The organism is Marinobacterium sp. xm-a-152 (assembly GCF_013282965.1).
Lineage (GTDB): Bacteria > Pseudomonadota > Gammaproteobacteria > Pseudomonadales > Balneatricaceae > Marinobacterium_E.
Window position 1 is genome coordinate 167,805 of record NZ_WBYI01000007.1, and the last position, 17,468, is coordinate 185,272.

15 protein-coding genes and 1 pseudogene are annotated in these 17,468 nt (G+C 50.3%); 6 read left to right on the forward strand and 10 right to left on the reverse strand.

What is annotated here, in order from left to right:
* Positions 1 to 132 precede the first annotated feature (132 nt).
* Entirely contained in the window at positions 133 to 2,877 is a 2,745-nt protein-coding gene (locus XMA152_RS08760) for an insulinase family protein (RefSeq protein WP_173480430.1), read from the forward strand.
* 9 nt (positions 2,878 to 2,886) lie between these two features.
* Here the strand turns inward: XMA152_RS08760 and sbcB are convergent, their stop codons facing one another.
* Positions 2,887 to 4,332: an exodeoxyribonuclease I gene (gene sbcB, locus XMA152_RS08765; RefSeq protein ID WP_173483365.1), complete on the reverse strand. Its 1,446-nt coding sequence runs from the start codon at positions 4,330 to 4,332 to the stop codon at positions 2,887 to 2,889.
* A gap of 81 nt (positions 4,333 to 4,413) precedes the next feature.
* On the opposite strand from sbcB, the gene XMA152_RS08770 reads away from it, so the two are divergent.
* Positions 4,414 to 4,833 (forward strand): YchJ family protein, encoded by a 420-nt coding sequence (locus XMA152_RS08770; protein WP_173480428.1) that lies wholly within the window; start codon positions 4,414 to 4,416, stop codon positions 4,831 to 4,833.
* A 97-nt stretch (positions 4,834 to 4,930) separates the two neighbouring features.
* On the opposite strand, the gene phbB is transcribed toward XMA152_RS08770, so the two are convergent.
* Positions 4,931 to 5,680: an acetoacetyl-CoA reductase gene (gene phbB / locus XMA152_RS08775; RefSeq protein WP_173480427.1), complete on the reverse strand. Its 750-nt coding sequence runs from the start codon at positions 5,678 to 5,680 to the stop codon at positions 4,931 to 4,933.
* 255 nt (positions 5,681 to 5,935) lie between these two features.
* Positions 5,936 to 7,270, reverse strand: coding sequence for an MATE family efflux transporter (locus XMA152_RS08780; protein ID WP_254443538.1), 1,335 nt, complete (start codon positions 7,268 to 7,270; stop codon positions 5,936 to 5,938).
* A 75-nt stretch (positions 7,271 to 7,345) separates the two neighbouring features.
* Here XMA152_RS08780 and XMA152_RS08785 point away from each other — a divergent pair, with 75 nt between their 5' ends.
* On the forward strand, positions 7,346 to 8,062 hold the full coding sequence (locus XMA152_RS08785; RefSeq protein ID WP_173480426.1) for a 16S rRNA (uracil(1498)-N(3))-methyltransferase: 717 nt from the start codon (positions 7,346 to 7,348) through the stop codon (positions 8,060 to 8,062).
* A 10-nt stretch (positions 8,063 to 8,072) separates the two neighbouring features.
* On the opposite strand, the gene ampD is transcribed toward XMA152_RS08785, so the two are convergent.
* Positions 8,073 to 8,609, reverse strand: a complete 537-nt coding sequence (gene ampD / locus XMA152_RS08790; protein WP_173483373.1) for a 1,6-anhydro-N-acetylmuramyl-L-alanine amidase AmpD — start codon at positions 8,607 to 8,609, stop codon at positions 8,073 to 8,075.
* A gap of 101 nt (positions 8,610 to 8,710) precedes the next feature.
* Between ampD and nadC the strand changes: the two genes are divergently transcribed.
* The gene (gene nadC, locus XMA152_RS08795) at positions 8,711 to 9,550 is read left to right on the forward strand and encodes a carboxylating nicotinate-nucleotide diphosphorylase (RefSeq protein WP_173483366.1); all 840 of its coding nucleotides are present in this window, start codon (positions 8,711 to 8,713) and stop codon (positions 9,548 to 9,550) included.
* Positions 9,551 to 10,051: 501 nt separating this feature from the next.
* On the opposite strand, the gene yacG is transcribed toward nadC, so the two are convergent.
* From yacG to pilB, 6 genes are all read right to left on the reverse strand, one after another.
* Positions 10,052 to 10,258 carry a DNA gyrase inhibitor YacG gene (gene yacG, locus XMA152_RS08800; RefSeq protein WP_173480423.1) on the reverse strand — a complete coding sequence of 69 codons (207 nt, stop codon included), beginning with the start codon at positions 10,256 to 10,258 and terminating at the stop codon, positions 10,052 to 10,054.
* Positions 10,259 to 10,274: 16 nt separating this feature from the next.
* Positions 10,275 to 10,877 carry a dephospho-CoA kinase gene (gene coaE, locus XMA152_RS08805; RefSeq protein ID WP_173480422.1) on the reverse strand — a complete coding sequence of 201 codons (603 nt, stop codon included), beginning with the start codon at positions 10,875 to 10,877 and terminating at the stop codon, positions 10,275 to 10,277.
* On the reverse strand, positions 10,877 to 11,275 hold the full coding sequence (gene mutT / locus XMA152_RS08810; protein WP_173480421.1) for an 8-oxo-dGTP diphosphatase MutT: 399 nt from the start codon (positions 11,273 to 11,275) through the stop codon (positions 10,877 to 10,879). Before mutT ends, coaE begins: the two co-directional genes overlap by 1 nt.
* Before the next feature lie 21 nt (positions 11,276 to 11,296).
* The gene (gene argJ / locus XMA152_RS08815; RefSeq protein WP_173483367.1) at positions 11,297 to 12,511 is read right to left on the reverse strand and encodes a bifunctional glutamate N-acetyltransferase/amino-acid acetyltransferase ArgJ; all 1,215 of its coding nucleotides are present in this window, start codon (positions 12,509 to 12,511) and stop codon (positions 11,297 to 11,299) included.
* Between the two features lie 630 nt (positions 12,512 to 13,141).
* Positions 13,142 to 14,389, reverse strand: a complete 1,248-nt coding sequence (locus XMA152_RS08820) for a type II secretion system F family protein (protein ID WP_173483368.1) — start codon at positions 14,387 to 14,389, stop codon at positions 13,142 to 13,144.
* Positions 14,390 to 14,425: 36 nt separating this feature from the next.
* A complete protein-coding gene (pilB, locus tag XMA152_RS08825) occupies positions 14,426 to 16,141 on the reverse strand; it encodes a type IV-A pilus assembly ATPase PilB (protein WP_173483369.1) in 1,716 nt (571 codons plus the stop codon).
* A gap of 271 nt (positions 16,142 to 16,412) precedes the next feature.
* Between pilB and XMA152_RS12465 the strand changes: the two are divergent.
* A pseudogene (locus XMA152_RS12465) lies at positions 16,413 to 16,515 on the forward strand (prepilin-type N-terminal cleavage/methylation domain-containing protein); the annotation flags it as partial.
* A 338-nt stretch (positions 16,516 to 16,853) separates the two neighbouring features.
* Positions 16,854 to 17,207 (forward strand): hypothetical protein, encoded by a 354-nt coding sequence (locus XMA152_RS08835; RefSeq protein ID WP_173480417.1) that lies wholly within the window; start codon positions 16,854 to 16,856, stop codon positions 17,205 to 17,207.
* The last annotated feature ends 261 nt before the right edge of the window (positions 17,208 to 17,468 follow it).

A 17,468-nucleotide genomic window follows, 5' to 3' on the forward strand; every position in this document is an offset into this window, starting at 1 on the left:
CTCCCAATAATCCAGTTAGTCAGCTTAAAACGTATTTCTGTTCAACATCTTAACGACGTTTAAGTTAGGCTTAATATTAATGACTGAAGCTAACACTTATCGTGACTGTTTATCTAGGGGGTATTTCACATCGTGATCAAGAAATCGATCGTTTCTCTTCTATTTCTCGTTTTTTTATCACTGTCGTCGATCGTTGGTGCCGACGTAATCAAAAGCCTCAACGACACTCGTGAGTATCGAATTCTTGAGCTGGACAATCAGTTAAGAGCATTGCTGATCTCGGATATGCAGAGCGACAAAGGAGCCGCCTCCTTGAATGTACAAGTAGGTAGTAGCGCCAACCCACCGGAGCGTGCAGGACTGGCCCATTTCCTAGAGCACATGCTCTTTTTAGGCACCGAAAAATACCCAGAGGCGGACGCCTATCAAGCGTTCATTAACTCTAATGGCGGCAGCCACAACGCCTTCACCGCCTACGATGATACGAACTACTTTTTTGATGTCCGAGCAGAGGCGTTCCCAGAAGCGCTCGATCGTTTCGCTCAATTTTTCATAGCACCACTCTTCACTGAGGCTTACGTGGATCGTGAACGAAATGCCGTCCACTCTGAGTACGAGTCAAAACGGCTGGATGATGGACGTCGCATCTACGTGGCTAAAAAAGAGGCGATGAACCCAGAGCACAACTGGACCCAGTTTTCGGTCGGCAACCTCGATACTCTGGAAAACACGCCAGAGAACCCCATCCGCCCCGATTTGATCGACTTTTACAACCGTTACTACTCGGCCAATTTGATGACACTAGTGGTCAGCGCACCGCTCTCTTTAGACGAACTAGAGACGCTAGTAACTCAGCGTTTCTCTAAGGTTAAAAACAGCAACGCCACGCCCTACAGCGATGCGGTGCCGCTGTTCACAGAGAACGAGATAGGTCGTGAGATTCGCATCAAAACCCTCAAAGAGAGCCGCCAACTAACGCTCACTTTTCCTGTTCCCCCCAGAGAAGGTTACTGGAAGAAAAAACCGCTCTACTTTATTGCAAACCAAATCGGCTATGAGGGCAAAGGGTCACTCCTCTCTTACCTTAAGGATGAAGGTCTAGCCGACAGCGTCGGGGCTTGGATTGGCATCGATCAACCCGAACAATCGACCTTTGATATCCATATCGATCTCACCCTAAAAGGTCTGGAGCAGAAAGAGCGTGTGATTGAGGCAGTGTTTAGCAAAATTGAGCTTATTAAACAGGCCGGTGTTCAACAGTCACTCTTTGATGAACAAGCTCTTCTTGCGATGAATGAGTTCCGATTCCAGCAGAGTTCAGAACCGATCCACAACGTGATGCGTCTTTCTAAGATGATGGTGGACTACCCTGAGGCTGAATTGATCAGGGCCTCCTACGCGTTTGATCAGTTTGATGCCGCGTTGATTAATGACTACCTCTCGTACATGACGCCGGACAACTTAGTGCTAGGCCTCTATTCACAGCAGGTTGAGACCGATCAGCAAGAACCTCGATATGAGATCGACTACAGCATTAAAACGATCGACTCCGCCCTTCTAGAGCGCTGGAAGAGTCCAAAACTCATTCCGGCCCTCAGCATTAAACCCTTGAATCCCTATATTGCTGATCAGTTCGATCTTCTCGAAGAGACGCAAGCAGAGTTGCCTGAGACTGTTTTTAAAGAGGGTAATCTCACTGCGCTGCACAAGGTTGATGTCAGCTACAAGCAGCCCAGAGGAGCAATCAATCTGGCGATACTGTCGAATAATGCTCAGCCTGATGCAGCCGCATCCGTCGCCAATTCACTGTTGACCGACATGATCAATGAACAGCTCAACGAAGCGCTCTACGATGCCGCACTGGCTGGACTGAACGCCGAGATCTACCCTCACCTGCGAGGCCTATCCATTAAAGTGAGTGGCTACAACCAGCGTCTGGATCGTCTGTTAGAAACACTGCTCAGGTCTCTGAGTATGCCTTTGCAGGATGAGGCGTTGTTTGCTCGATTGAAGCAGAACCTTAAAGAGGATCTTGCCAACAGCCTTAAAGAGAAACCCTACAACCGAACCTTTGCCCTGCTCTACCAAGAGTTATTGGATAATAGCTGGAGCAGTGAAGAGAAACTGGCGGTGATTGATTCGATGACACTGGCTGATCTTTCCAAGCAGAGAGAGAAACTGCTTGCTGAAGGTCAGTTAAAACTGTTTATCCACGGTAATATCAGTCGTGAACAAGCCGAGCTGATCAGCTCAACCGTTCACTCAGCACTGTCTGCGATGAAACCCGCTAATGTGAACCCGATCAAAGCGAACAGCCTAGATGATGGAGAGACAACTAAATCGATCTCGGTCGCTCATACCGACTCCGCACTGCTGCTCTACCTTCAGGCGGACAGTGACACGGCTCAAGCACGCGTGGAAACCGCTCTGATCAACGAGCTTCTGTCGACACCGTTTTACACTCAGCTGAGAACAGAGCAGCAACTGGGCTATGTGGTCTTTACAAACCTTCTACCTATAGGTGAAACACCCGGAGTCGGTTTGACCGTGCAATCTCCGACGGCTGATTCGCAAGCGCTGAAACAGGCTTATAGTGATTTCTTATCGGGTTGGCGTGCAGGGTTAGCAGCAGAGCTAGAGCAAAACATCGAACAGTATCGAGCAAGTCTGCGCTCGCGAATTGCCTCACCCTCCAAGCGGTTGGCGGATGAGACTGAAAGACTCTGGCGAGAGATTGATCGTGACAACCTAAACTTTGATACCAGAGAGCAGCTTCTAACCGCGTTAGACCATCTGACGCCTGAGCAGATACTCAAACGCGCAGATCAGCTGCTTGAACGTAAACTTTGGATAGAGGCTAACCCTGAGCAATCTTAGTCATACTCTCTAAGGTTCAAAGGGGTAGATCGACTCCGCATAGAGGGCGATATCTTCCAATATCGCCCTTTCCTCAGCCGTAGTCTCCGGTAGTTCAGCAATGCGATTCAGCTCTGCATAGAGTGCTTCAAAGGTGAGGTAACCACCGGTGCCTTTCAGTAGCTTTTGCGCTCGAAACTCCTCCCAACTCAACTGTTCCTCATCGGTTAGGGTTTCTGGGAAATTTCGAGCTTTATAACGCAGTAACATCTCCTCTAGACGGGGATCCTGAAACGGCAGCTGTAATTCGTACAAGCTCTCTTCATCCGCCTCACGCACGCGATCGATCAGTTTTTTGTCATCATTCGAGAAGAACCCCCCTGAGTAGATCTGCAGATCAGGGTCAGCAATCGCATCGCGATCCTCTTGGTAAACCGCCATCAGTTTCTCTCGGAGATTAGGTTCATTGCGCAATAGCGCCAAATGCGCCCGACATTGATCGCCATCAATGGAAAATTTTGCCGGTTCATCACCGCGCAACATGTTGGCCGGTGCCACAATCGGGCAACGATTGGCATGCAGTAACTTCAGAGCTAATTTAGGGGTATTCTCATCACGCTGATCGCGCGGGAGATAGAGATTCTGTTTAATCTGCTCGGCAGTCAGTTCAAAAAGCGGGGCTGGGTCGTGTCGTAGATCCCAAACAATGCTGGCATTCTTGTTGGTTGGGTGCACCGCAATCGGGGCAACAACCGCCATATTGCCTTGCTCTACCGGGTAACGTGATGAGATGTGTAACACCGGCTTCATGCTTTGCGGATCGATCAGTTTTTGAATCGCCAACTTGGAGCGGTTCCGAATCACATAATCAAACAGCTTGGGTTGTCTCTCTTTAACCAGCTTGGCCATCGCAATGGTGGCATAGACATCAGATAGCGCATCGTGGGCACTACCATGCTCAATGCCGTTAGCCTTGGTCAGATCTTCCAGACGCAAACTCGGCGTGCCATCTTCGTAGGTAGGCCAAACGATTCCATCGGGACGAAGTGCGCGAGTGAGACGTAACATGTCGATGATATCCCAACGAGAGCAGCCATTTTGCCACTCACGCGCATAGGGATCGTAGAAATTGCGATAGAGGGTATTTCGCGTCACCTCATCATCAAAGCGGATTGAGTTGTAACCGACACCGCAGGTACCCGGCCGTGCAAGTTCTGCATGAATCCTTGCGATGAACTCGGCTTCACTAAGCCCTTTCTCTAAGGCGATTTGTGGCGTAATCCCAGTAATCAAACAGGCCATCGGGTGCAGCAACATATCATCGGCAGGACGAGCGTAGATCATCACAGGATCCTCAATGATATTGAGGTCGGCATCGGTCCGAATACCAGCAAACTGCATGGGACGATCTCGTTGTGGATCGGTTCCGCTGGTCTCGTAGTCGTGCCAAAAAAACGTCTCGTTTTGCGCACTCATCTTCGCATCCTTGATGAAAATTGCTGATAATAGCGTTAAGAGTAACAGGCCCTTTCCATTCTGGCTAAGAGAGTTCTAAAAATGCTAAACAATCCTACTGAATCAAACTGCCCCTGCGGCAGTGGCGCCCCCTTTTCAGAGTGCTGCCAACCCTATCTAGCCGGCATCGCAGTCGCACCCACTGCTGAAAAGCTGATGCGCTCACGCTACACCGCTTTCTCTGTCGGTGCTGTGGACTATTTGATCGATACTTTAGCGCCAGAGCGACGCTCACCAGGTGAAGCGAACATGCTGGCACAAGAGCTTCGCTCAACCGAGTGGGTGAAACTGGAGATACTGGATACGCATGAGGGTGGACCTCTGCACCAAAAAGGACAGGTCGAGTTCAATGCTCACTTTAAAGCGGCCGATGGAAGAACGGGGGTGCTGCACGAACGATCCAATTTTCGCCGTGAGGCTGACAAATGGATCTATGTGGATGGCGACGTTGAAGTCAATTGAGTGAAAGTGATGTCAGACGCAATGACTAGGCCTTTAAATCGCCTTTTGAAATAATTGCGTCTGACATCGATTAATCCCTAACTCTATTAGAGAGGGATTAGAACATGTGAAGACCACCGTTCACTGAGAAGTCCGCACCGGTCATGTAACCCGACTCTTCGTCCGCAATAAAGGCTACCGTGCGACCGATCTCATCCGGTGTACCGAAACGTTTAACCGGAATCGTTGAGGTAATTTTATCCTGAATTGCCTGATCAATCTTAGCCACCATTGGAGTTAGGATATAACCAGGTGACACCGTATTGACGGTAATCCCTTTAGCAGCCACCTCTTGCGCCAGCGCCTTGGTAAAGCCGTGGATACCCGCTTTAGCTGCAGAGTAGTTTGCCTGACCGAACTGACCTTTCTGCGCATTCACAGAGGAGATATTGATGATACGACCAAAGCCTTTCTCAAGCATTGGGTTAATCACTAGGCGTGTCATGTGGAACATACTGTCGAGGTTGGCGCTAAGTACTTCGTCCCACTGTTCCCAGCTCATCTTCTTGAACTGACCATCGCGAGTAATACCCGCATTGTTGACTAGGACATCAACTGAACCACCAGTTAGCCTTTCAACCGTCGCAATACACTCAGCACAAGACTCAGCATTAGTGACATCACCGTAAGCGACTTCGATCTCGTAGCCATCTTTGCGTTGCTCCTCTTGCCAAGCTTTGGCTTTCTCGTGATTACCACCTGAGTTGTAGCCAGCAACGACTTTAAAACCAGCATCAGCCAATTTGCGACAGATGCTGACACCCAAGCCACCGGTACCACCAGTAACAAGTGCGACTTTTTGACTCATATTATTCACCCTTGTGTTGTGATCGACTCTCAATGAGGCGATTGATATGCAGGGAATTGGCCTCTCTTTTTGCGTTCTGCGTTCCACTCTCTGCAAACAAGAAATGGAAAAACATAGACCATGGAGGCTTTAAAAACCCTACGTTAGATAAGTAATTACTCTACTTTTTAGAACCTGACAAGTTTTAATGTCAGACAATGAACCAAAGTAGTGGATCAATTTAAACCAGAGAGATGACAGTGGTATGACGTCTGATTAGACCCTTTTTAGGGTCCGGATCATCCAGAACCAAGCGAACAGCGCCGTCAGCGCATTCGCTACCACTAGGCCGATAAAGAGCCCTTTAAGGTCGAACAGGGTGCTACCTAGCCAGCCGAGTGGAATGTAGAAGAGAAAGAGTCGAACGATGCTGACACGCATCGCATGATAAGGTAGATGCAGAGCATTAAAGCTGGACGAGCTGAGGAAAGTAGTCGCCTGAAATCCAAAGCCCAGCGGTACAATCAACATCCAGAGAACCAACCAGCGACCAACCTCAGAGTCGTTAGTAAACAGTGGCACTAAAAGCCCTGCACCAAGGGCTAACAGCAGGTAGATCAACAACTGCCAACTCAATGCAAAGAACACCGCATCACTGTAGGCAGACTTAACACGCGCGATCTGTTTCGCACCTAAGTTCTGACTTATGAAAGGTGGCAGCGTCATCGACAAGGCCAAACAGACCAGTAGGGCCAGAGATTCGATACGACTGCCTACCCCAAACGCTGCAACCGCAGCTGCACCATGCTGCGCAACAATCGCTGTCAAAATCCCGTTAGCCAGCGGCGTCATCATATTTGACAGAGCCGCGGGCAGACTGATCTTTAGGACTGAACGCCAATTTTTAAACAACACACTGGGGTCTAGTACTCCCAGCAGGATCATCTTTTTACGAACGAACAGCACCCAAATCGCTAACACAGAGGTAATCGCCCAAGCGATTAAGCTGGCAATGGCAGCGCCCTGTATGCCCATCGCAGGGATCACGCCCCAACCAAAAATCAGGATGGGATCGAGAATAAAGTTGAGAATTGAAGAGCCCAACATCAGCGCGGCTGAGGTGCGAGTATCACCCATCGAGCGGAAGGTGCTGTTACAGACCATGTTCAGAACCATAAAGATGGCCGCAAAGAACCAGACCGACATGTATACGTCTATATAAGGGATCAGATACTCAGCAGCCCCCATCAACTCTACGATGGGGATCAAAAGAAACTGCCCGATAAAGCCCACCACAGCAGTAATCAAAACTGCCATCAGTAGGTTATCAGTCGCTAAACGTGCCACTCGCTGTTTCTCACCGCGACCGATCAGGCGAGCTAGAGTTGCAGAAGTCCCCACACCAAGACCGATGGCCAGACTGGTCAGCGAGAAGCTAATCGGAAAGGTAAAGGATAGTGCCGCCAGCGGCCAAGTGCCTAAGCGACCGACAAACCAAGCGTCTGCCAAGTTAAACAGCATCAGACTGATCATGCCGAACATCATCGGCACAGTCATGCGCACCAGTGTCGGTCTTATCGGGTCATTAGTCAGATCTGCAGCTTTAGACATGCGGGCACTATAACCTAGGTTCCCACGCACACCCAGCTTTGCAGTACACTATTACAAAATTTGTCAGGGCTTAATGTGAATTTACTGATTCTAGAAAAAGAGGATTTCACCTCCTCAACTGAGGTGCGCATCAGTGACCGTCGTCACCGCCACATGCTTGAAGTACAAAAACTAGAGGTCGGCGACACCCTAAGAGCGGGCGAACTGAATGGACTGATTGGCTCAGCCAGAGTGGATCAGATCGATTCTGAGTCGGTATCCCTTAAGGTTGACCTTCAAAAAGAGCCCCCCAAACCACTGCCAGCGACTCTACTACTGGCCCTACCCCGTCCAAAAATGTTGAAACGGACCTTTCAAACCCTAGCCGCCATGGGGGTAAAAGAGATCTACCTGATCAACGCCTATCGCGTCGATAAGAGCTACTGGTCAACGCCTGTCCTGTCAGAAGACTCGATCCGCGAACATCTGATTCTGGGTCTAGAGCAAGCTGGCGACACACAACTGCCCAAAGTGCATATCCGTAAACGATTTAAACCCTTTGTTGAGGATGAACTGCCAGCGCTGGTTAATGGGAAACGCGCACTGATCGCCCATCCCTACAACGCTTCACTCTGCCCTGAACCATCAGATGAAGAGACATTGATAGCAGTCGGTCCTGAAGGCGGATTTATCCCTTACGAAGTCGATCTGATGCAGCAACAGGGGCTAGAGGCCATTCACCTTGGGGAGCGGATTTTACGGGTCGAGACCGCTGTACCCGTGTTACTGTCGCGACTTTTTCCCATTAGTTAGCTGACAGTGATCAAAGGGCGTTTAAATAACGACCCCAATCGAAACAGGGTCCCGGATCGGTTTTACGTCCCGGTGCAATATCACTATGACCGGTGATTCGGTGTGGGGTAATCAGCGGGTAGTGGGTCAGCAGTTGCTCAGTGATCTGAACCAATTGGTCGTACTGCTGATCGGTAAAGGGTTGATCATCGCTCCCTTCCAATTCAATGCCAATCGAGAAATCATTACACTGTTCGCGTCCATCAAAACTGGACTGCCCGGCATGCCATGCACGCTTGTTAAATGGTACAAACTGAACCACACGCCCCGTCCGCTCTATAAGCAGATGGGCAGAGACCTCTAACCCCTCTATCTGTTGGTAGTAGGGGTGCTCGCTGCAGTCCAACTCATTACAAAAGAAGCGCTCTACCGCCTGAGTATTAAACTGTCCTGGCGGCAAGCTGATGTTGTGAATCACCAACAGTGAGATCTCATCACTAGGTCGCTCATTACAATTGGGCGAGGCGATCCAGTCGGCGCCTATGAGCCGGCCTGAAGGCTGATCGATACTGAAACTAACTGACAAATTGAACCCCGCTAACAGTGGCGATGCAGGTAAGATCACGTACAATACCTGCTCAAATCATATTACCCGAAGAGTCCCTGTCGATGCTAACGCTAGAAACCATAAAGCCCACCATTGAAGCGAATGTCCGTCTTGCAATTGAAGAGGACGTCAGTACAGGTGACATCACGGCGGAGCTGATCCCAGAGAGCCAGCAGGCCAAAGCCGAGATCATCTCACGCGATCAAGCGGTGATTGCCGGCAGTGCTTGGGTCAATGAGGTCTTTAAGCAGGTCGATCCGACCGTAGAGGTAGATTGGAAAGTGGCAGATGGGGACTCCGTCGCACCGAACACACTGCTCTTCACTCTAAAAGGTTCGGCCAGAAGCCTATTGACCGGAGAGCGCGCAGCACTGAACTTCCTTCAAACGTTATCAGGCACTGCCACCCTCGCCAAACAGTACTCTGACAAGGTCGCCAACACCCCAGTTAAACTCTTAGATACGCGCAAGACACTTCCGGGGCTGCGTTTGGCACAGAAGTACGCCGTCACCTGCGGCGGTTGCTACAACCACCGCATCGGTCTGTTTGATGCGTTTCTAATCAAAGAGAATCACATTCTAGCGGCCGGCGGCATTGAATCCGCCATCTCACAAGCCAAGTCCAACCACCCAGGCAAACCGGTGGAGGTCGAAGTCGAAAGCTTTGACGAGTTAAACCAAGCCCTAGAAGCGGGTGCAGACATCATCATGCTCGATAACTTCACTCCCGATCAGATGCGCGAAGCGGTTGCCTTGGTTGATGGCAGAGCCAAACTGGAAGCGTCCGGCAACATCACCGACGACACCCTGGTGAGTTACGCCGAAACCGGAGTCGACTACATTTCGATTGGCGCGCTCACCAAGCACTGCCGCGCGATTGATCTATCAATGCGGTTGGTCTAGTTCAGATAAGTAATATCGTAGGAGCGATCTCGCAGAGGTCGCGATAGTGCCGGTGACTGGCTTCAGCCTGTCATCCGCAGGTAAATTTTACTGCCTATCTGGAAAACACCGATAAAGCAGATGACAGGCTAAAGCCAGTCACTGATGCTTTTAGATAATTCTAATGAATACCAATCGCGGCCTTTTCAAGACCGCTCCAACAAAGTGCCGAACTCGAATCCCGTGCCAATCGTCCCCGTCCGACTGAGAACGAGCACGATGCTCTTTTTCGTTAAGACGTTGAAAGAATCGAGCCCCGGATGGGCGAGAGTTTCAGCGCCTGCACGGAGCAGGCTCTGAAATGTGCCTTTCGATGTTAGAAAAAGAGTATCGCGCGCAGTGTGCCGAAGGCCGAAGGAGCGGGGTGTGTTTTCTTGCTTCTTCTTTGCTCACACAAAGAAGAAGGCTAGCCGACGCCAGTCGGATAGATAGCTTTTGCTTTAAATGAGTTTGCCAACAAACTCAATGCCGAGTCGGTGTATGTTCAAACTCTTCAGGACTCATACCCGAACTGAAATCCTCAATATCCGGCTGAGTCGCGACCTTGTATCCCTCGCTTGCCCACTCGCCTAGGTCAATCAACTTACAGCGCTCTGAACAGAATGGGCGGTACTTGTTTTCGGTGGAGTACTCGACCTTTTTTTCGCAGGTGGGGCATTTAACTTTCACAAGGGCTCCTGTCGGATTATGTCGTTTGTTGAGTGGTCAGCTGATGATAGAGCGCATCCACCTGAGAATAAAGCTCATCCAGGGTGCCGGTATTGCTGATCACATAATCGGCCCGATCAATTCGTGACTGACGATCCATCTGGGCGGCAAGAATCGAATCGACCTGCGCTTCACTTACACCGTCACGACTCAAGGTTCGCTGTCGTTGTACCTCGACCGGCACATCGATCACTAGCGACGCATCGATCTCTTGGTATTGCCCGCTCTCAAACAGCAACGGCACAACCACCACCGCAATAGGGGTATCTGCGTTTAAAGCTCGTTCGAGGGTCGTTTGACGAATCAGCGGGTGCAGCAAGGCCTCTAACCACTGACGCTCGCTGGGATCTTGAAAAACCCTCTCACGCAGCGCCCCACGATTCAAATGGCCATCGTCTTGAATCACTTCAGGCCCAAAGTGCTGTTCAATCTGAGTCAGTGCCGGCTGACCAGGCTCCACCACTTCGCGTGAAATAAGATCGGTATCCACCAGTGTTGCACCTAGGGACTCTAAACGATCAGCGGCGGCCGTTTTACCGCTGGCGATACCACCTGTTAACCCTACAATAAACGGAGGCATTAGAGGCCCAATCTCGTTTTCAGTGCGGCGATAATCGGCAGATTTGCTTCTGGAAATTGGTAGGAGTCCATCTCAACAGGGTTGATCCACTCAATGGGTTGGCCTTCTAAACCGGAAGCCTCGCCACTGAATGAGCTGACCACCCAGACATCTAAGACCACCGATTTATCGATGTAGTCGTGCTCAATGCGGACCAGAGGCTCACACTTCACAATCTCAATACCGATCTCTTCTAGCAGTTCACGCTTAAGTGCTGTCTCAACCGACTCTTCGGCCTCTACCTTACCGCCCGGAAACTCCCAAAGCCCGCCCTGGTGTTTATCATCGGGGCGCTTGGCAATCAGCAGTTGGCCTTGTGGATTCAGTATTGCGGCAGCGGCAACCAGTATCTGTTTCATAGCGATTATTTGAACAGTCTCTTATGAACGGTAGTCGGCATTGATCGACACATACTCTTTCGATAGGTCAGTCGTCCAAACCGTCTCGCTCGCACTACCTCGGTTGAGCACCACGTGAATCAGAATATCCTCCTCATTCATCACAGCCTGCCCCTGCTCTTCGGTGTAGCTGGCCGCTCGACCACCTTTCTCGACAATGCAGACATCGCCTAAGTAGATTTGCAGCGCGTCCAGATCAAGGTTTTCAATGCCGGCACGACCCACACAGGCCAAGATACGGCCCCAGTTAGGGTCACTGGCGAATAGAGCGGTTTTCACCAGTGGCGAATGAGCAATGGTGTAAGCAACATCCAACGCCTCTTTTGACGTTTCAGCCGAGTCGACACGGATCTCAACAAACTTCGTTGCGCCCTCGCCATCACGCACAATCAACTGAGCGAGTTGCAACATAATACGGTTAAAGGCTTCAACAAAGGCCGTTGCTGCAGCGCTGTCCGCCTCTATTCGAACCCCAGAAGCACCCGTCGCAACCAGAGTACAGCTATCATTTGTCGAGGTGTCGCCATCGACAGTGATGCGGTTAAAGGATCGTTCCGTCGCAGCACTCATCCACGACTGCAACAAGACCTGATCAATCTCGGCATCGGTCGCCACATAGCCGAGCATTGTCGCCATGTTTGGCATGATCATCCCTGCACCTTTGGAGATGCCGGTAATCGTGATGGTTTTGCCATCCACTTCGATCTGCTCAGAGGCTGCTTTAGCACGGGTATCGGTCGTCATAATGCCCCAAGCAGCATCCAACCAGTTGTCCTCTTTAAGATCGGCTAATGCCGCATCTAATGCACCAACGATCTTATCGACAGGCAGAGGCTCACCGATCACGCCCGTTGAGTAGGGCATCACCTGAGACTCGGCAACACCCGCGCGCTGTGCAAGCTCAGCACAGACCGCTTTAGCATCCGCCATCCCCTGCTCACCGGTACCGGCATTCGCATTCCCAGTATTAGTGACCAAGTAACGCACCTGACCCTTCGCCATATTGGCTTTCGCTAAATGGACAGGCGCCGCACAGAAAGCATTTTTGGTGAATACGCCCGCTACTGACGCACTCTCTGGAAACTCCATCACCACAATATCGCGACGCCCAGGCTTCTTAATGCCCGCACTGGCAATACCAATTTTGAAACCTGCAACAGGGTGAAGCGTAGGAAGAGTGTCAGGACCGACAGCCATGGAGAGTACCTCGGAGTTAAAAATAATAGGCCATTATTTTAATGGGTTTGATCTGTGCCAGCTAACTATTTTTGTGTTGTTGTTTTGGGAAGATCAAGGGCAATCTATCCGACTAGCGTCGGCTAGCCTTCTTCTTTGTGTGAGCAAAGAAGAAGCAGGGCCGAAAGTGTGCTCCTGCACTTTCGGCATTCACCACATCCTGTGGATCAAACACACCCCGCTCCTTCGGCCTTCGGCACACTGCGCGCGATACTCTTTTTCTAACATCGAAAGGCACATTTCAGACAGATGATTTGCACCTGCATCATCTGCATACAAAACGTCGTGTTTCTAAGCCTGCTCCGTGCAGGCGCTGAAACTCTCGCCCATCCGGGGCTCGATCCTTTCAACGTCTTAACGAAAAAGAACACCGTGCTCGTTCTCAGTCGGACGGGGATAAATCGGCACAAGATTCGAATCAGGCACTGTTGGAGCGGTCTTGAAAAGGCCGCGATGGGTATTAATGGGGATCTAGCCAACAGCAGCGGTGTCTGGCTTTAGCCTGACATCCACTCTTTCAACGTTTTCCAGATCGCCGGTTAAAATCTACCAGCAGATGACAGGCTGAAGGCCAGTCACCGGCCCCAGAGATTATCCCCCAACAACCTGCCCAAGCTGGAAGATCGGTAGGTACATGGCAACAACTAAACCACCAACCAGGGTACCTAGCACCACCATGATCAGCGGTTCTAAAAGACTGGATAGGTTATCAACGGCGTTATCGACAGACGCTTCGAAGAACTCTGCAACTTTATCGAGCATGGAGTCGAGTGAGCCAGCCTCTTCACCGATGGCGACCATCTGAACGGTCATCACGGGGAATACTCCGGTCATATTGATCGCATTTTTCAAGGATTGTCCGGCCGCTATACCGTTGCGGATCTGCATGATGGCATCGTGGAACACCACGTTACCGGCGGCACCTGCACAGGACTCCAGAGCCTGCACCAAAGGGACACCGGCTGAAAAGGTCGTCGCCAGTGTCCGGGCAAATCGAGCAACCGCCGCGTTATAAAGAATACCTCCGATCACTGGGATTTTAAGACTGGCTCGTTCGACGGAGTCTCTGAACTTCTTCGAATGGATCATGCCGCGCCGGAAGAAGTAGCCACCGACAAACAGCAGGCCCAGCACATAGAGCCAATAACTTTGCGCGATCTCAGAGAGATTAACGACGAACTTAGTAAAGGCGGGCAGGTCGGCACCGAAGCTGCCGAAGACATCCTCAAACACCGGTACCACTTTCACCAACAGAATCGCGGTGACCAGAAGACCAACCACAATCACCGCGGTTGGGTAGGTTAGTGCTTTTTTGATCTTGGCTTTAAGCGCTTCACTCTTCTCTTTGTAGAGTGCCAAGCGATCCAGCATCGCCTCTAGGGAACCCGACTGCTCACCGGCAGCGACCAACGAGACGTAGAGATCATCAAAATATTGTGGAAATCGTGACAACGCAGTCGATAGATCCGATCCCCCATTCACATCCGCACGAATATCGTAAATCAGTTTTTTCAGTTTCGCCTTCTCAGCACCCTGACCCACGATATCTAAGCCCTGCAATAGTGGAACGCCCGAACGCATCATGGTGGCCATTTGACGTGTGAAAAAGGCGATATCGATCGGTTTAATCGGTTTATCTTTGTTCGAGAAGATCGAAACGCTCTGTTTTTTGACCTTGTCGTAGTTGATCCCCTGCTTACGCAACTGGATCTTCGCTTCAGAGAGCGTCAACGCATCAACCGTACCTTTACTCTTGTTACCGGCTTTATCTTTACCGGTCCATGCAAAGGTCAGTATCTTTGGCTCTTTAATTTTTTTTCGCGCTGCGGTCTTCGCCATTCAGAGTACTTCTATCAATCAATTAAGCGTCAATGATCAGTTTTTAATGACGCGGTTCATCTCTTCGAGACTGGTCAGTCCCTCAGCAACCTTTTTAAGCCCTGCTGTCCTAAGCGTAGCAAAGCCTTCACGTTTCGCCACCTCAAGGATGTCGAGCGACGAACCATTCTCCATAATGCATTCTGCCACGGCTGGCGTGACTTCCAGCATCTCGTAGATACCGACACGACCGCGATAGCCACGATTACAGCGTGGACATCCGTCAGGGTTGTGCTCGAACAGATTAAGGTCGGCGAGTTGAGACTCTTCAAAGCCCTGCTCTAACAGAGTTTCGTGTGGGATATCGGTCTGTTTTTTACAACCGGTACAGAGTCGACGAGCCAGACGCTGAGCAATGATCAAAGTGGCTGAGGTCGCAATATTGAATGAAGCCACGCCCATGTTCCTTAGGCGGGTCAACGTCTCTGGTGCAGAGTTGGTGTGCAGGGTTGATAGCACCATGTGGCCGGTCTGAGCCGCTTTAATCGCGATCTCGGCAGTCTCCAAGTCTCGAATCTCACCGACCATAACGACATCCGGGTCCTGACGTAGGAAAGCGCGCAGGGCTTCGGCAAAGGTTAAACCCACTTTCGGATTCACATGGACCTGGTTAATCCCATCCATGTTGATCTCGACTGGATCCTCCGCGGTGGAGATATTTCGCTCCTCTTCATTGAGGATGTTCAAACCGGTGTAGAGCGTCACCGTTTTACCCGAGCCGGTTGGACCGGTCACCAACACCATCCCTTGTGGACGGGAAAGAGTGTCTAGATAGAGCTCACGCTGCCCTGGCTCAAAACCCAGGGCATCCACGCCCATCTTGGCACTGGAGGGATCCAAGATACGCAGTACGATCTTTTCGCCCCACAGGGTCGGCAAGCTGTTTACACGGAAGTCGATAGAACGCTTAGCCGAGATCTTTAACTTGATACGGCCATCCTGCGGCACACGACGCTCGGCAATATCCATATTGGACATAACCTTAAGACGCGCAGAGAGGCGCGCTGCTAGGTTCCTAGGCGGTGAGCTAACCTCTTGCAATATACCATCGATGCGTGAACGGACACGGTAGCTCTTCTCGTAGGGTTCAAAGTGGATATCGGATGCCCCACCATTGATGGCATCCAGTAGAATCTTATTGATAAAGCGAACAATCGGCGCATCGGATGCAGCATCTTCAGCACTGCTCTCCTCTTTTGGCAGCTCTGTATCACTCACTTCAAGGTTATCTAAGTCACTATCACCAAGATCACCAAGGGAGGCGGAACTGTCCTCGGAATCGAGCACCATCTCGATCTTACGCGTCAGCTTATCCTCTTCCACCAAAATCGCTTCGGTCGGAAGACCGCTTGTAAAGCGCATCTCATCGAGGGCTTTGATATTGGTCGGATCCGAGATCGCCACATAGAGACGAGAATTACGCTTCATCAGTGGTAGTGCGTGGTGGCGAACAATCACCTTAGAGTCGACTACATCCTTAGGAATCACATCCAACGGGATGGCATCCAGATCCAATACCGGCAGACCAAACTCTTCAGAAGCGGCACTGGCCGCACGACGGGCACTGATTATACGATTGGCAATCAAATAGGAGATAAACGAGCGCTGCTCTGCACGTGCTTTAAGCAGAGCCTGTTGCGCAGTCTCGGCAGTAAACACTCCGTCACTAACCAACCGCTTCGCTAAACCGCTTAAGTTACTCGATGCCTGCACAGATGATTCCTAAATTATGAGTTACAAATTCTCTTTTAACTCTCCTAACTATGGCAAAGAAATCGAATTACTGCACCTTTAAACGAAAAAAAGTGAGTCAAATAAGGGTTTTTCAAATTAATTTATATTTTTTTAATTTTTACTTGGAACTTCCCAAATCTGGTCTATGTTTAAGATAACGGATTGAGAAGCCCTCAGGGAGGGTTCAAGTGGCACAAGGGATGTACCGCTTAATTAAATTAATAGTTAACTCACTGGAGAGTTTCTTATGATGAAGAAAACAGAAAAGGGCTTCACCCTAATTGAATTGATGATCGTTGTGGCGATCATCGGTATTTTGGCTGCGATCGCATTGCCGGCTTATGATGATTATGTCAAAGACTCTGCTGATGCTGCATGCTTAGCCGAAGCAAAAGCAATTGCCAACGACCGTCTATTTGAGATTTCTAAAAACTCGACAGCAGACCCTGCTGCAACTGTTAGTGCTTGTAATGGTATTGATCCAGCTGAGGGAATTGTAGGGTTTGATGTACTTGCTGATGGTGGTAATGCATCAGTGACCATCCGTTGTGGCAATGGTGGATCATGTGGTTACATTGATACACCTGAATAATTCAATAAAGGCCGCATCAGCGGCCTTTTTCTTTGGTCGAGTTGTTCTTCCTCTCCCCTCATACTACACTGCGCCTCAACTGATTATTGAGGTCTCCCCTTGAAAAGCTACAAACGCCTTACCCTGCTCATTCTGATTATCTTAGCTGCTGCCGTTACCTACTACATTGAGAGTGGTAAGCCGGAAGTGTCACTGCAGACTCGTGCACAGGTTGAAGCTGAGCTCGCCAAAGATCCTACCTTCCCTGCTCGACCTGTCTGGTGGGATAAGGGGCATATTTTAGGGGTAGGTGTTCTACCCAACGGCCAAAACCGTAATAGCGACGCCGAACGCGTCTGCCAACTACTGACCCGCTACGACATCAAACCGGCCGAAGTGCAGGTGTTTGATGTACTGCAGATTCAAAATGATGATGAGTGGGTACAGATTGGCGGGGCGGTTTGTAGCCGATAGATGAAGCATCATCGGTGACAGGCCTTCAGCCTGTCATCCGCTGGTAGACTCTCAGACAATCTGGAAAACGCTGAGAAAGTTGGGTCAGACCAGAGGTCAGACCCGCAGCTGCGTATCTAGTTTAGCACTCCGGTGTCTAATGGGATGGTCCGTCCCGCTTCTTAAACGGCATCACAATGTGCCAGGATATTAGTTACCACACTTTTATCCAAAGGAGACGGACCATGACGCAGACTATAACAAACGCAGAAGTACATACCC